The organism is Mesorhizobium sp. B2-3-14, assembly GCF_006442175.1.
GTDB classification, from domain to species: domain Bacteria; phylum Pseudomonadota; class Alphaproteobacteria; order Rhizobiales; family Rhizobiaceae; genus Mesorhizobium; species Mesorhizobium australicum.
In genome coordinates this window covers 58,356-73,291 of record NZ_VFVP01000003.1, presented here as the reverse complement: position 1 = coordinate 73,291, position 14,936 = coordinate 58,356, and the positions used below count along the sequence as shown (strand labels likewise).

13 protein-coding genes are annotated in these 14,936 nt (G+C 63.3%); 7 read left to right on the top strand and 6 right to left on the bottom strand.

What is annotated here, in order from left to right; all coding sequences use genetic code 11:
• The first annotated feature begins 24 nt into the window (after window positions 1-24).
• Entirely contained in the window at window positions 25-1,206 is a 1,182-nt protein-coding gene (locus FJ950_RS09165) for an MFS transporter (RefSeq protein ID WP_140616570.1), read from the top strand.
• A gap of 56 nt (window positions 1,207-1,262) precedes the next feature.
• A complete protein-coding gene (locus FJ950_RS09160; RefSeq protein WP_140616569.1) occupies window positions 1,263-2,297 on the top strand; it encodes an aldo/keto reductase in 1,035 nt (344 codons plus the stop codon).
• 62 nt (window positions 2,298-2,359) lie between these two features.
• On the opposite strand, the gene FJ950_RS09155 is transcribed toward FJ950_RS09160, so the two are convergent.
• A complete protein-coding gene (locus FJ950_RS09155) occupies window positions 2,360-2,632 on the bottom strand; it encodes an aspartate-semialdehyde dehydrogenase (RefSeq protein WP_140616568.1) in 273 nt (90 codons plus the stop codon).
• A 316-nt stretch (window positions 2,633-2,948) separates the two neighbouring features.
• On the opposite strand from FJ950_RS09155, the gene acs reads away from it, so the two are divergent.
• Complete coding sequence (acs, locus tag FJ950_RS09150; RefSeq protein ID WP_015315154.1) at window positions 2,949-4,904, top strand: acetate--CoA ligase; 1,956 nt, start codon at window positions 2,949-2,951, stop codon at window positions 4,902-4,904.
• Window positions 4,904-5,650, top strand: a complete 747-nt coding sequence (locus FJ950_RS09145; RefSeq protein WP_140616567.1) for an MOSC domain-containing protein — start codon at window positions 4,904-4,906, stop codon at window positions 5,648-5,650. The genes acs and FJ950_RS09145 overlap by 1 nt, the downstream gene beginning before the upstream one ends.
• 15 nt (window positions 5,651-5,665) lie before the next feature.
• Here the strand turns inward: FJ950_RS09145 and FJ950_RS09140 are convergent, their stop codons facing one another.
• The 3 genes from FJ950_RS09140 to FJ950_RS09130 form a co-directional block, all read right to left on the bottom strand.
• Window positions 5,666-6,934: a cyclopropane-fatty-acyl-phospholipid synthase family protein gene (locus FJ950_RS09140; RefSeq protein ID WP_140616566.1), complete on the bottom strand. Its 1,269-nt coding sequence runs from the start codon at window positions 6,932-6,934 to the stop codon at window positions 5,666-5,668.
• Window positions 6,935-7,267: 333 nt separating this feature from the next.
• Window positions 7,268-8,746 carry a TadE/TadG family type IV pilus assembly protein gene (locus FJ950_RS09135; RefSeq protein ID WP_140616565.1) on the bottom strand — a complete coding sequence of 493 codons (1,479 nt, stop codon included), beginning with the start codon at window positions 8,744-8,746 and terminating at the stop codon, window positions 7,268-7,270.
• A 384-nt stretch (window positions 8,747-9,130) separates the two neighbouring features.
• A complete protein-coding gene (locus FJ950_RS09130; RefSeq protein ID WP_015315150.1) occupies window positions 9,131-10,000 on the bottom strand; it encodes a transglutaminase family protein in 870 nt (289 codons plus the stop codon).
• A 195-nt stretch (window positions 10,001-10,195) separates the two neighbouring features.
• Between FJ950_RS09130 and FJ950_RS09125 the strand changes: the two genes are divergently transcribed.
• On the top strand, window positions 10,196-10,861 hold the full coding sequence (locus tag FJ950_RS09125; RefSeq protein ID WP_140616564.1) for an HAD-IA family hydrolase: 666 nt from the start codon (window positions 10,196-10,198) through the stop codon (window positions 10,859-10,861).
• Window positions 10,862-10,870: 9 nt separating this feature from the next.
• On the opposite strand, the gene FJ950_RS09120 is transcribed toward FJ950_RS09125, so the two are convergent.
• Window positions 10,871-11,092 (bottom strand): DUF1674 domain-containing protein, encoded by a 222-nt coding sequence (locus FJ950_RS09120; protein ID WP_140616563.1) that lies wholly within the window; start codon window positions 11,090-11,092, stop codon window positions 10,871-10,873.
• 105 nt (window positions 11,093-11,197) lie between these two features.
• On the opposite strand from FJ950_RS09120, the gene htpX reads away from it, so the two are divergent.
• On the top strand, window positions 11,198-12,220 hold the full coding sequence (gene htpX, locus FJ950_RS09115) for a zinc metalloprotease HtpX (RefSeq protein WP_140616562.1): 1,023 nt from the start codon (window positions 11,198-11,200) through the stop codon (window positions 12,218-12,220).
• Window positions 12,211-13,602 (top strand): RsmB/NOP family class I SAM-dependent RNA methyltransferase, encoded by a 1,392-nt coding sequence (locus FJ950_RS09110; RefSeq protein WP_181171135.1) that lies wholly within the window; start codon window positions 12,211-12,213, stop codon window positions 13,600-13,602. Before htpX ends, FJ950_RS09110 begins: the two co-directional genes overlap by 10 nt.
• 96 nt (window positions 13,603-13,698) lie before the next feature.
• Here the strand turns inward: FJ950_RS09110 and FJ950_RS09105 are convergent, their stop codons facing one another.
• Window positions 13,699-14,631 (bottom strand): phytanoyl-CoA dioxygenase family protein, encoded by a 933-nt coding sequence (locus FJ950_RS09105; protein ID WP_140616884.1) that lies wholly within the window; start codon window positions 14,629-14,631, stop codon window positions 13,699-13,701.
• Between the last annotated feature and the right edge of the window lie 305 nt (window positions 14,632-14,936).

The following is a 14,936-nucleotide window of genomic DNA, read 5'->3' as shown; positions in this document are numbered from 1 at the left end:
TCGCCGACAGATGGGACCATCGCCATGCCTCTTGCTCTTTATGCCCTCGCCGCCGGTGCGTTTGGCATCGGTGTTACCGAATTCGTCATCATGGGCCTGCTTATCGATGTCAGCAAAGACCTCGGCGTGTCGATCTCCGCCGCCGGCCAATTGATCTCTGCCTATGCGCTCGGTGTCGTCATCGGTGCACCCTTGTTGACCATTGCCACGGGCAACTGGCCGCGCAAAACCGTGCTGCTGGCGCTGATGGCGATCTTCACGATTGGCAACCTCGCCTGTGCGCTGGCGCCCGATTACTGGACGCTGATGGGTGCCCGCATCATCACCGCCTTCGCCCACGGCACCTTCTTTGGCGTCGGCTCGGTCGTCGCCACTGGTCTGGTCGCGCCCAACAGGAAGGCTTCGGCGATCGCGCTGATGTTCACCGGCCTGACCATCGCCAACATCCTAGGCGTGCCCTTCGGCACCTGGCTCGGCCAGGCCTTTGGCTGGCGTGCGACCTTCTGGGCGGTGACCGCCGTCGGCCTCGCGGCCTTCGCCGTCATCCTGGCCCTGGTGCCGCGCGGCCAGGCAGCGCCCGAGAAGAGCGATCTGCGCGCCGATCTCGCCGTGCTGCGCCGCACGCCTGTCCTGCTCGGCCTCGCCACCACGGTGCTTGGCTATGCCGGCGTCTTCGCCGTCTTCACCTACATCGCTCCGTTGCTCACCGAGATCAGTGGCTTCAGCGAAGCCGCCGTATCGCCGATCCTGCTCGTCTTTGGCGGCGGCCTCATCGCCGGCAATCTCGCCGGCGGCAAGGTCGCCGATCGCTGGCTGGTGCCGGCGGTGCTCGGCAGCCTTGTGGTGCTGGCGCTGGTGCTTGCCACGATGAGCTTCGCCATCCACAGCCAGGTCATGGCCGTGATCTATGTCGGCCTGCTCGGCGCCGCCGCCTTCGCCACAGTGGCGCCGCTGCAGATGTGGGTGCTGGAAAAGGCGCAAGGCGCCGGCCAGAGCCTGGCCTCATCGTTCAACATCGCCGCCTTCAATCTCGGCAATGCGGCCGGCGCCTGGCTCGGCGGCGCGGTCATCTCCCATGGCCTTGGACTGGGTTCGCTCACCTGGGTCGCCGCCCTGCTGCCGCTCGCGGCGCTCACCGTGGCTGGACTGGCGCTGCACCTTGATGGTGGCACCACATCAGGTGCGCCTGTCTCCGTCCGGTCGTGACGCCAGCCGACACCCGAATCCTCTCGACCTCTTCACAAACCACCAGGAGCAAGAAAATGGACTATCGACGTCTCGGCGCATCGGGCCTGAAAGTCCCGGCGCTTTCATTCGGCGCGGGCACCTTCGGCGGCTCCGGCCCGCTGTTCGGCGCCTGGGGCAACAGCGACGCGCAGGAAGCGCGGCGGCTGATCGACATCTGTCTCGAGGCCGGCGTCAACCTGTTCGACACGGCGGACGTCTATTCGAACGGCGCCTCGGAGGAGGTGCTCGGCGAAGCGATCAAGGGCCGTCGCGATGCGGTACTAATCTCGACCAAGACAGCGCTGCCGATGGGCGACGGGCCGGGCGACTACGGCTCCTCGCGCTCGCGGTTGATCAAGTCGGTCGACGCCGCGCTGAAGCGCCTCGGCACCGACTATATCGACCTGCTGCAACTGCACGCCTTCGATGCCGGCACGCCGATTGAGGAAGTGCTGTCGACGCTGGATGACCTCGTTCGCTCCGGCAAGCTGCGCTATGTCGGCGCCTCCAACTTCTCCGGCTGGCAGGTGATGAAGTCGCTCGGCTTGGCGGAGAAGCACGGCTATCCCCGCTACGCCGCGCATCAGGTCTACTATTCGCTGCTCGGCCGCGACTACGAATGGGAGCTGATGCCGCTCGGCCTCGACCAAGGCGTCGGCGCGCTGGTGTGGAGCCCGCTCGGCTGGGGCCGCCTGACCGGCAAGATCCGCCGTGGCCAGCCTCTGCCGGAAAAGAGCAGGCTGCACGAGACGGCTGATTTCGGGCCGCCGGTCGGGGACGAGCATCTCTATCGGGTCATGGATGAGCTCGACGCGGTGGCGCAGGAAACCGGCAAGACGGTTCCGCAGATCGCCATCAACTGGCTGCTGCGGCGCCCGACCGTTTCCTCCGTTATCATCGGTGCCCGCAATGAGCAGCAGCTGCGCCAGAACCTCGGCGCCGTCGGCTGGACGCTGACGCCGGAGCAGGTGAAGAAACTCGATGCCGCAAGCGAAGTCACCGCGCCCTACCCGTACTTCCCCTATCGCCGCCAGGAGGGCTTCGCCCGGCTAAACCCGCCGGCGGTTTGAGCCGCGCTGGCGTTGAAGCTGCCAATCTCCCCCCTTGCGGGGGAGATCAGCTGTATCACCGCTCAATGCAGCACGAACTCCCCATCCACCTTGCGCCATTCATTCGGCGCGATCAGCTTCTGGTGCGTGTAGACCACCGAATGCAGTGGCCCGTCGAGCTTGGCTTTCCAGAATTCGATGAACCGGATCAGCACCGGAAACCTCGGAGCGATGTCGTAGTCCTGCCAGACGAAGCTCTGCAGGAGATGCGGGTGGTCGGGGAAATGATAAAGAATCTTGGCCGTGGTCAGGCCGTAGCCTTTGAGCATCAGGTCCATTTCAAGATGGTCGTGCATTATGGTCCCCTTGGGCGGTCCCCTGGTTGATTCTCCTTTCCTCCCAGCTGCCAATTGTGCGCGCCGGTACTTAACTGTCTATTGATTTTGTTGGTCTCAAAGGGAACTTCTCGGGTAAAAACATGCGGTTAGCAGCGAACCACGTCGAGTGCTGACAGTTCCGGAAAGCGCCCCTGCGGCATCCCGCCGCGCGAATCCAACGTCTAATGTTGCCGTCGCGACGGAACTGGTAATAATGCCGCCGAATTCGCGGCTGCGTCGCCGCGATCCCGCGGGCGTTTCAAGCCGGCGGACTGTTCGGGAGGAAAGCCAAGAAATGTCCGAGGTTCATGTCCATCGCGTCCAGCCGGCGTGGAAGAAGAACGCCCTGATCGACAATGACACCTACCTCAAATGGTATGCCGACAGCGTGAAGAACCCGGACAAGTTCTGGGGCAAGCACGGCAAGCGCATCGATTGGTTCAAGCCCTTCTCCAAGGTCAAGAACACCTCCTTCGACGGCAAGGTCTCGATCAAGTGGTTCGAGGATGGCCAGACCAATGTCTCGTACAATTGCATCGACCGCCACCTCAAGAAGCGCGGCGACCAGACCGCCATCATCTGGGAAGGCGACAACCCCTACGACGACAAGAAAATCACCTACAACGAACTCTACGGGCACGTCTGCCGGCTCGCCAATGTGATGAAGAAGCACGGCGTCAAGAAAGGCGACCGCGTCACCATCTACATGCCGATGATCCCGGAGGCGGCTTATGCGATGCTGGCCTGCACGCGTATCGGCGCTATCCATTCGGTCGTCTTCGGCGGCTTTTCGCCGGACGCCTTGGCCGGTCGCATCGTCGATTGCGAATCGACCTTCGTCATCACCGCCGATGAGGGTCTGCGCGGCGGCAAGCCCATCCCGCTCAAGGAAAACACGGACAAGGCGATCGACATCGCCGCCAAGCACCATGTCAAGGTCAAGACCGTTGTGGTCGTGCGCCGCACCGGCGGCAAGATCGGCTGGGCGCCGGGACGCGATGTCTGGTATCACGACGAAGTCGCGACGGTTAAGTCTGATTGCAAGCCGGAGAAGATGAAGGCGGAGGATCCGCTGTTCATCCTCTACACGTCGGGCTCGACCGGCAAGCCGAAAGGCGTGCTGCACACCACCGCCGGCTACCTCGTCTATGTGTCGATGACGCACCAATATGTCTTCGACTATCATGACGGCGACATCTACTGGTGCACCGCCGATGTCGGCTGGGTAACCGGCCACAGCTACATCGTCTACGGGCCGCTCGCCAACGGCGCCACCACGCTGATGTTCGAGGGCGTGCCGAACTACCCCTCTCAGTCGCGCTTCTGGGAAGTCATCGACAAGCACAAGGTCAACATCTTCTACACCGCGCCGACGGCGCTGCGCGCGCTAATGGGTGCCGGCGACGCGCATGTGAAGAAGACCTCTCGCAAGTCGCTGCGCGTGCTGGGCTCGGTCGGCGAGCCGATCAACCCGGAAGCCTGGGAGTGGTATTTCAACGTCGTCGGCGACGGCAGGGTCCCGATCGTCGATACATGGTGGCAGACCGAGACTGGCGGCATCCTGATCACGCCGCTGCCGGGCGCCACCGACCTCAAGGCGGGTTCGGCGACACGGCCCTTCTTCGGCATCAAGCCGCAGCTGGTCGATAGCGAGGGCAAGGTGGTGGACGGTGCGGCCGACGGCAACCTCTGCATCACCGATTCCTGGCCCGGCCAGATGCGCACCGTCTATGGCGATCACGACCGTTTCGTGCAGACCTATTTCTCCGCCTACAAAGGAAAATACTTCACCGGTGACGGCTGCCGCCGCGACGCCGATGGCTACTACTGGATCACCGGCCGCGTCGACGACGTCATCAACGTCTCCGGCCACCGCATGGGCACGGCCGAGGTCGAATCGGCCCTGGTCAGCCATGACAAGGTTTCCGAGGCCGCCGTCGTCGGCTATCCCCATGATATCAAGGGCCAAGGCATCTATTGCTACGTCACCCTGATGGCCGGCGGGCAGCCGAGCGAGGATCTGCGCAAGGAGCTTGTCGCCCATGTCCGCAAGGAGATTGGCGCCATCGCCACGCCGGACAAGATCCAGTTCGCGCCCGGCCTGCCCAAGACACGTTCGGGCAAGATCATGCGCCGCATCCTGCGCAAGATCGCCGAGGATGACTTTTCCGCACTCGGCGATACCTCGACGCTTGCCGATCCGGCCGTGGTCGACGACCTCGTTGCCAACAGGCAGAACAAGAAGGGCTGATGCGGGAAGACGCGGCATTGGGCACCGTCACCCAGTTGTGGCGCTATCCGGCAAGTTCGCTCGCCGGCGAGCGCCGGGACACCATCCTGGTTGGACCGGTTGGCGTCGAGGGCGACCGCCTGTTCGGCCTCGTCGATGCCTCGGACAATGAGATCGCCCGGCCGGATCGCGACGTGAAATGGCACAAGGTGCCGCGCATCCGCACCCGGCTGAGCCGCGACAGCGAACTGGAAATCGCCGTCCCCGATGGCGACTGGCTCGCCGCCCCCGGCGCCGAATGCGACCGCGTCGTGTCGGCCTATCTCGGCTTCCGCGCCTCGATCCGGCCGTTCCGCGGGGAGAACGCGGCCGGCTATGCCGGGCCGCTGACCGCGGAGCGCTACCGCAAGGCGCCGATCCATCTCCTGACCACCGCCTCGCTGGCACGGCTGGAGGCGCTCCATCCGGAGGGGGTCGCCGATCCGCGCCGCTTCCGTCCCAACATCGTCGTCGACATGGCCTCGGTCGACGGCTCGTTTCCTGAAACCGAATGGATCGGCAAGAAGCTCGCCATCGGCGACCTCGTCCTGACCATCTCGGAGCCGTGCCGCCGCTGCGGCTTCACCATCATCGCCCAGGATGGTTTCGACCATGACCCCGCCATCCTGCGCAATCTGGTCCGCCACAACGCCCACAACCTCGGCGTCTACTGCACCGTCGACCGGCCCGGTCGTGTCGAGACCGGCGCGCCGATGCGGTTCGTCTGACCTTCCGGCCCAAGCCTATCGATAAAGATCCGCCCGCGTCGGTGGCAGGCCGCTCGGGCCTCGCGCGCGTTTGGTGGCGACAGTCTGGAATATCTGCGCCGAGGCGCGTTCGAAGGTGATGGAGCAGCCGCTCAGGTAAAGCAGCCACAGCCGCGCCTTGGCTTCGCCGACCTCGGCGATCGCCTCGTCGAACCGCGCCTGCAGACGCTCGGCCCACAGCCTGCAGGTGCGGGCATAGTGCTCGCGCAAATTCTCGACATCATAGACGAGGAAGCCGTGTGCTTCGAGATTGCTTGATGTCATGCCGATCGTGTCGAGTTCGCCACCCGGGAAAATGTATTTGATCAGCGCCTTGTATTCCGGCCCCTTGCGCAGGGTCTTCTTGACGTCGCCCTTGCTGCGCCTGGTGATGGCGTGATGCAGATAGATGCCGCCCGGTTTCAGCAGCCGGTGGACAGCGGAGAAATAAGCGGCATGGTTTGCCAGGCCCAGATGCTCGAACATGCCGATGGACGATATCTTGTCGAAGGTGCCGGTGAGCTCCGCATAGGACTTTATCTCGATGGTGATTTTGTCCTCCAGACCCTCGGCGCGAATGCGCTCGCGCGCTAGTGAGGTCTGGGCTTGCGACAGTGAGACGCCGTGTCCGACGACACCATAGTTTTTCGCGGCGTGGATCAGCATCGCGCCCCAGCCGCAGCCGATGTCGAGCAATCTTTCGCCGGGCTTCAGCCGAAGCTTGCGGCAGATATGGTCGAGCTTGTCGACCTGCGCTTCGTCGATGCCGTTTGCGAAATCCTGGAAATACCCGCAGCTATAGACCATGCGCTCGTCGAGAAAGAGCCCGTAAAAGGCATTCGAGATGTCATAGTGATGCTGGATCGCCTCCTTGCTGGAGCCGCTGACGAACGGGTTGCGCCCCGCGAGATCGACCCGCGACGCCATCTGCTTTCTCGAAAACAGCACCGCCGGCAAGTCACGCAGAAGCGCCCGTTTGGGCAACGCCTTCAGCTTCGACCGCAGCTTGCCCGTCGAAGGCAGGGCATAGAAATCGAACAGCGATCCGTCCTCGATGTCGACGGCCTTGGATATCCACATCTCGATAAGGGTCGACAGGGACGGTCGGCGAACGATCTGCCAGACAATGTCGTGGTCGTTGATGACCAGCACGGGGCCGGTGGCGGGGCCGATCCGCTCGCCGGTCCACAGCCTGACCGCGAAGCCGGGCTTGACCGCCTCGACTACCGTTCGAACGATGCGCGCAGCTCTTTCGGTGGCGTCCATGCTCTCCCCGCGGTCGATGATGCGATGTTGTCCTTTTGGGCCGCGGATCGCAAGCACGTCACGCTTTTTCCACCCGGCATCTTGTCATTTGCTGCAACGCACCCCATCATGAGTGTGTGTTCAACAAATCGAAAGGAGGTGATCCGATGTCGAGTGATTTCGTTTTCCAGAACGTGGGCTCAGCGGATTGCACTTTCGGGAAGCAGTCTTCCCGTTAAGGCGCGAGATGCGCGGTCGGTGACGTAAGCGTCACCACCATTGAGCCGCGCCATGGACGGAAACACGGAAGGCCGCCGGCTTCGAAAGAAGCGGCGGCCTTTTCCTTTTTACGGTCTATTGGGTCAGTACGACCTTTTCGGTGTTGCGGATGATTTCCTGAAAGGCATTATCCAATTCCAGCCCGGTGGACACCTCGAAATAATGTCTCTCGGCGGCGGAGGCGTCTTTTGAAGAACAATCCTTTAGCACCGCCTTTGCCTGATCCCTCTCGGTTGCCGACATATCCTTATCGTTGAGGTCGAAGCCGATGGTGAAAATCTCGATGTCGTCATTTTTCATATTGTCGCACAGCGTTTCAGCATTGCCGCGCGCAAGATTGCCCTGGCTGTTGTATCTCCCAGCAACACCCGCGAAGGCGGTATTGAACTGGCCATCGGTCATCAGGATCGCAACCTTGGCGACCTTCTTCGCATCGGCGTTCGAAGCGCCGTTGCCGAGACCGGCATTCTCGATCGCAGCGCGCCATTGCGGCGACAGCATGTAATAGGTCCACTGAATGGCGATCGCGCCGGCCGTATAACCATCGGCCTGGAAGTCGTCGATCGAATCAAGCAATGCCTCCGAATCCGCGGTCAGCGGGATCACTTGCGCGTCAGGACACTTGTTCATTCCCTGGTCGCTGAGATGATCGTCCCGATTTACCAGGGCATAATATTTCTTGCCGTTCCTGTCTGTGCGAACCGTGTCTGGGCCATCGGCGCTCAAGTCGGCATCGCCGTTCTTATTCTTGCGCTCGGTAGCGCAATTATCCGGGTGTGGCATGGCCGCCCCAACAATGGAGACGTAGTCGCTGAAGGACGGCAGCAGATTTTTGCCCGTCTTGGCAAAGAGAAGCGAACTGCCGGCGACGGGTGGTAGTTCAGAACTCCCTTGCTTCTCGGCATAGACGTTTTCGGCCAGTTTTCCGGCGTTCACGCCAGATGCGTAGGGCACAATCGCGACACGGACGCGGGGGTTCTTCGGGTCTTGGTTCTCGAGCATCGTCTTGACGGCGTTCGTCGCAGCGACTTTCAGATCGCCGATCTTGTTGACGTTGCCCCGCTTGGCCATCGATCCCGTTATGTCGAGCATCATGGCCACCTCTATCTGCTTGTCGGAATAGAGCGCTTTGGTGGAAGCGCCGACGCGCTGCATGTCACCGGTGCTGAACAACGGGAAATAGAGGCCGACATCGACGTGGGCATCCGCCTGGACCGTGTTGGCGGTCCTGTCGACGATCAGCTTGTCGAGCACGATCTGGCCAGCGTGCAGAATGCCCCCCGTGCCGTTGGCGTCGAGAAAGGCCTGCACGGATTTGTTTGCGTCGGCCTCCTTGATGGCGCCGGTGGTCAGGTCACGTGCCGTCGATGTCACTGCCGCGTCGATCACGCCCTGCAGGCTCGATCTGGCGTTGTAGAGCTGCGTGATATTGACCGAGAAGCCTGCGGCCAGCGCCAAGACCGAGGCAGCAAAGCCGAACAGGACCGCGAAATTTCCACTGCGGTCTCTGGCGAAGCCGCCGACCGCGTGAACAAGACCCCCGTAATTCCGCATCCAACAGCCTCCACTTGCCTCGGCCTCGTCGCCGCATCGGGGGCAATGCAGGATTCCAGCCGGAACGGGAGGCGACCCGATCCGCGATCGGGAATTCACCAGCAGAACATTGCTTTTATTGGATTTTCACGGGGTAAGAAGGTGAACGGTCGGTAAACGTCAGCGTGTATCCGCGCGCACCTTTACCGGACGCTTACCATGCCCAGACCGAAGTGCTGGTCCGGTGTCTGGCGACGTCTTGTTGCGGCACAGCATCTCTGTGCCGAAGCGGGCCAACTGTCCCAGGATTGCGGAGCATGTCGAGGCACAAACCCGGCCAGGTGTGTTGAGATTCAGGTCAGGCCAAGCCATTTGCAGCCCGGCCTCACCTGAATATCAACGCAGCTAGGCCAGCATCCGCGCGCTGACCGTCCTGTCGATGCCGTGATAGGGTGGATTGAACAGCCTGCCTTCCTGTTCGTAGGTCCATACCTTGAACAAGCTCAGCCGGTGCGGGCCGAAACTGTGCAGCAAGGGAACGTCGGTGGCGTCGCGGCCGCGCGCAATGACGACGCGACCGGTCCTCGGCCGGTTGTGGCGCGGGTCGAACGTATACCACTTGCCGTCCAGGAAGGCTTCCATCCAGGCCGAGAAATCCATCGGCGCGGGATCCGCCGGCACGCCGATATCGCCGAGGTAGCCGTTCACGTAGCGCGCCGGAATGTTCATGCAGCGGCAGAGCGTGATCGCCAGATGGGCAAAGTCTCGGCACACCCCGACACGTTCCTCGTGCGCTTGCGCGGCGGTGCGGGTCGAACGGGCATAGCCGTAGCCGAAGGACAGGCGGTTATGGACATAGTCGACGATCGCCTGCACCCGCGCCCAGCCGGAAGGAAGATGGCCGAAGAGCTGCCAGGCAAGGTTACTCAGATGATCCGTCTCGCAATAGCGGCTGCCCAGGAGATAGAACAGCACCTCGTCAGGCAGCTCGGCGACGGGCATTTCCCGGGCCAGCGTATTGACCTCATCCGTCTCGCCGCTGTCCTCCACGACCGCGTCATAAAGGATGCGAAAGCCGCCGGCCGGCGCCGTGAAGCGGCGGCAGGCATTGCCGTGCAGGTCATGATAGAGTCTGGTCGGCACCGAAGGCGAGGTTAGGACACGCGTCTGCCGCTTGATGTCGGCCTGCCTGTCCTTGTGAATCTCGAGCAGCGAAATCACCGGAGTGGCCTCGGCGCATTCGATGGCAATCTCATAGCCGAGGCGTATCAGCATGGGCATCGTCCCTTGGTTCGCGGGGTGGGAATTGTACGTTTGAAACGTTGCAAGGTGACGGTGGTTCCCTGGATCGCGTCCCAAATGCGCTCCCGCGCCTTTCCCCAAAATGCGCTCGCGCGCCTTTCCATGTCAGCGCCTTGGCGTTACGGTTGCGTCCTCCCTCGACCCCTCCCCCACACTTCAAGGAAAATCATGTTTGCTGGCAGAAAATTCGCCGCCTTCCTCTTCGATATGGACGGCACGCTCATCAATTCCATCGCCTCGGCGGAGCGGGTCTGGGGCGATTGGGCGCGGCGCCACGGCCTCGATGTCGCGGCCTTCCTGCCGACGATCCACGGCGTACGGGCGATCGAGACCATCACCGCCCTGGCGCTTCCGGGCGTCGACCCGGGACACGAAGCGGATCTGCTGCTGAAGGCCGAGGCCGACGATCTCGACGGCATCGTCCAGATCGCCGGCGCCGTGGCATTCCTCAATTCCCTGCCGCCGGAGCGCTGGGCGATCGTAACCTCGGCGCCACGCTCGTTGGCGCTTGCACGCATGAAGGTCGCCGGCATTCCCGTCCCCGCGGTCCTCGTCGCGGCGGAGGACGTTTCCCGCGGCAAGCCGGCGCCAGATTGCTTCCAGCTCGGCGCAAGACGCCTTGGCTTCGACGCGCGCGATTGCCTGGTGTTCGAGGACGCCCCGGCCGGCATCGCGGCGGCGGAGGCGGCGGGCGCTTCGGTCATGGTGATCAACGCCACGCACCAGCACCCCCTGGCAACACAGCACGCCACGATATCAGGTTATGACGCAATCGGCATCACCGTCGACGAGCGAGGCTGGGTTGCGCTCGAGCCGCAGCGCAACGCTGCTTGAGAGCAGTCGCTAGAAATCACTGGTCAGGCCTTTGACCTCCCAGTCACCATAGCGGCCGGGCTCCTTGCCGCCACGGCCGCCGATCTCCCGCGGAAGTGCTGCTTCCTTGCGGCGGTAGTCCTGCCGCCTTGCCTCGGCTTCCTGCAGCGCGCGGCGGGCGGCGGGCGTCAGCTCCTGTGGCGGCGTGCCATCGTCCGTGCCGGGCGGCGTTTTACTGGTTTCGTCGTTCATGCGATATTTCCAGTGGATTGAAACGGGAACGGGCGTTTCCCATCATATAGCGATGACCTCACGAGGATCGACCCTTTTTCACCACCATCCGGACAGGAGCAGACGATGAATACCATTCGCACCGCCATGCTTCTCGCCGCCATGACGGCGCTGTTCATGGGCGTCGGCTTTTTGATCGGCGGTTCGGGCGGCATGATGATCGCGTTGGTCATTGCCGCCGGCACCAATTTGTTCAGCTACTGGAACGCCGACAAGATGGTGCTGTCGATGAACCGCGCCGTCGAGGTCGACGAGAAAAACGCGCCGGAATATTACGCCATCGTCCAGGCGCTGGCCAAGCAGGCCGGCCTGCCGATGCCCAGGACCTATCTGATCGACAATCCGCAACCGAATGCCTTTGCCACCGGCCGCAATCCGCAGAACGCGGCGGTCGCCGCCTCCACCGGCCTGCTGCAGCGGCTGACCCATGAGGAGGTCGCCGCCGTGATGGCGCATGAGCTCGCCCACGTCCAGCACCGCGACACGCTGACCATGACCATCGTCGCCACCTTTGCCGGCGCCATCTCGATGCTCGGCAATTTCGCCTTTTTCCTCGGCGGCAGCCGCGAAAACAACAATCCGTTCGGCTTTGCCGGCGTGCTGGCGGCGATGATCGTGGCGCCCTTCGCCGCCATGATCGTGCAGATGGCGGTCAGCCGTACCCGCGAGTACGAGGCCGACCGGCGCGGCGCCGAAATCTGTGGACACCCGCTGTGGCTGGCCTCCGCGCTTGACAAGATCGCCCGCGGGGCCGAACGCATTCCCAATCCCGATGCCGAGCGCAATCCGGCGATGGCGCATCTCTTCATCATCAACCCCCTGCATGGCGAGCGCATGGACAGTCTGTTCTCCACCCATCCGAGCACCGACAACCGCATCGCCGCGCTGCAGGCGATGGCACAGCGGATGGGCGAAGGCGCTCCGCCAGCCACGCAGCGCCAAGCGCCAATGTCAACGCAGGCTGACGAGCCGGAGATGACCGGACCGTGGGGCAAGCCAACCGCGCCAGAACCGGCGACTGGGCCAGCCAGCCCAAAATCCAATCCGTGGGGTCGCAATCCGACCGGGCCCAAGGGCCGGTGGTCGTGAGCGCGGGCAGGGCACCTCGACGCACGGTTTCAGGCGATCAGGATCACAATGCCGGCGGCGAATTCGTTGCCGGCCTCGCCGCGCGCAAGGCGGCGGCGCGGCTGCTGGCCGCCGTCATCGACGCCCGCACGCCGCTCGACGGCCTGACCGATCACGAGAACGGCCATCCGCAATACAAGGCGCTCGATCTGCGCGACCGTGGCCTGGTACGCGCCATACTGGTCACCGCGCTGCGCTACCGCATGACCATAGCGGGGCTCCTGGCGCGGCGCCTGGAAAAGCCGCTGCCGCCCAACGCGACCGCCTTGTCGCATATCCTGCATGTGGCGGCGGCGCAGATCCTGTTCCTCGACATTCCCGACAGCGCCGCCGTCGACCTCGCGGTGACCCACGCCAAGTCCGATCCTCGCACGCAGCGCTTTTCCGGCCTGGTCAACGGTGTGCTGCGCACGCTCGCGCGGGCCAAGGAATCCGAGCTTCCGGCCGCGCTTGCCGCCACCGACGAAGCGCCGAAATGGTTTTCCGACCAGCTGAAGGCCGCCTATGGCGCCGAAAAGGCCCGGCAGATCCTGGCTGCCCACCGCCACGAGGCGCCGGTTGATTTCTCGGTCAAGGCCGATCCCGAACTCTGGGCCGAAAAGCTTGGCGGCATTGTCCTGCCGACGGGCACGGTTCGGGTGGAGAAGCTTGCCGGCGCCGTCACCGAATTGCCGGGCTTCGCGGGGGGTGCATGGTGGGTCCAGGACGCGGCGGCCAGCTTGCCGGCAAGACTGTTCGGCGATGTCAGCGGATTGCGCGTCGCCGATCTCTGCGCCGCGCCCGGCGGCAAGACCGCGCAGCTCATTCTCGCCGGTGCCAAGGTCACCGCCGTCGACACTTCGAAGAACCGGCTGGCGCGGTTGACGCAGAACCTTGCGCGCCTCGGCCTCTCCGCCGAAATCGTCCAGGCCGATCTGCTCAAATACGAGCCGGCGGAGTTGTTCGACGCCGTGCTTCTCGACGCGCCATGTTCCTCGACCGGTACCGTTCGGCGACATCCCGACGTGCCGTGGACCAAGACGGCGGCGGACGTCGAAAAACTCGCCGACCTGCAACGCAGGCTGCTCGCCCGCGCCGTGATGCTGGTCAGGCCCGGCGGCCGGATCGTCTTTTCCAATTGTTCGCTCGATCCGCGGGAAGGCGAGGAACTCTACCGCGCCTTCCTGGTCGACAATCCGGGGGTGACCACCGATCCGATCCGGCCGGGTGAATTTGCCTGTCTCGACCCGTTCCTCACATCCGATGGCGCGCTGCGCACCACGCCCGCCGACATGGTGCTGGGCGCACCCGCGATTTCCGGCCTCGACGGCTTCTACGCAGCCCGCATGCGGCGTGCCGGCTAAAGCAATCCCAGGAAAAGCGTGTAACGGTTTTCCGTCCGGAATTGCGTCAAAACAAACAGTTAGAGCGGGCGGCGATCCCATCGAGCGCTGAACGCTCTAAAGCATGTCATCAAGGCTCCAATGACTGCCCCAGCGGGCATCGATTTCGTCGTCGACATTCTGGTAGCGGATATCCGTCGACAGCCGGATCAGCCCATCGAGGCTCTGGTTGGTCGTCGAGGCATGGATCATGTAGGGCGAGTGAAGGACGATGTCGCCCGCTTCGAAATCCGCCATCAGCCAGCGCGTGTCGAACCGCTCCGCCATGTCGGGCAGGTCCTTCGACACCCAGCCGCCCTCACTCATGTTGCGATTATAGGCACTGATGCGCTCCTGCGGACTGAGAGCGGAATTGTCCTTGTTGAACTGTCTCTCCAGGGCGGCGCCGACGGCGTGTGATCCCTCCAGGTAGACCAGGCCGCCCATGTCGATCGTCGTGTCGCCGATCGGTATCCAGGTCGTCACCACCCGGTCGGTGCCGCCGCGCAGGTAAACGAGATCGTAATGCGCCGGCGTCGCGGTGGCCGTTCCAGGCAAGGTGAAGCGCATGATCTTGCGCTTATGCAGATAGGATAGGCCGCCCACGAAAGCATCCATCAAGCGCGACAGGCGCGGCTGCGCGCAAAAGCCTTCATAACCGGTTGACCGGACCACCGACATCAGCCGGCGCTCGGCGAGCTGACGGTCGATGGCACGATCCGAAGCGATGCCGAGCGAGGGATCCGTCCCGGGTTCCAAAAGCCCGCTCTCGGCAAGATGGGAAAGCACCCAGCCACGAAAATCGATCACTTCCCTGCGGGGCAAAAGGCCCTTCAGCCAGACATAGCCTTGGGTCGCATAAAGATGCCGGATGGCTTCAATGCCGACGGACGGGTCGGTCGCGGAAAGGTATCCGAGCCTGTTCGGCATTGTCGACAGCAGCTTGCCGTCAGCAGTGAGGGCAACCGGCGGGGTGTCCGGAAATGCCTGCTCATCCGTTGATACCGACATTTCAATCACCTGGATCGTTTCGACCTTGGCCGGAGAGTACCTTATCATTCGGAGCGCTCCTATGGATAGGAAACCGACCTCCATTTGCTCATGCCGTTTCAGCCGCGCATCCTGTTGGCCAGGCAATTGCTGGCGGCGACCGATTCGATCGAACGGTCGCGACGAGGGTCGGTATCGGCGATGCCCTCCGCGTCCCGCGGCCCTTTCTGGACCACGAAAACTGCTGGCCCAGCGCGTTTGGCCGCCGCCGCAAGAAGACATAAGTCGCAGGAAAACCGGCTGTATGGCCCGGAAAAGACGTGACT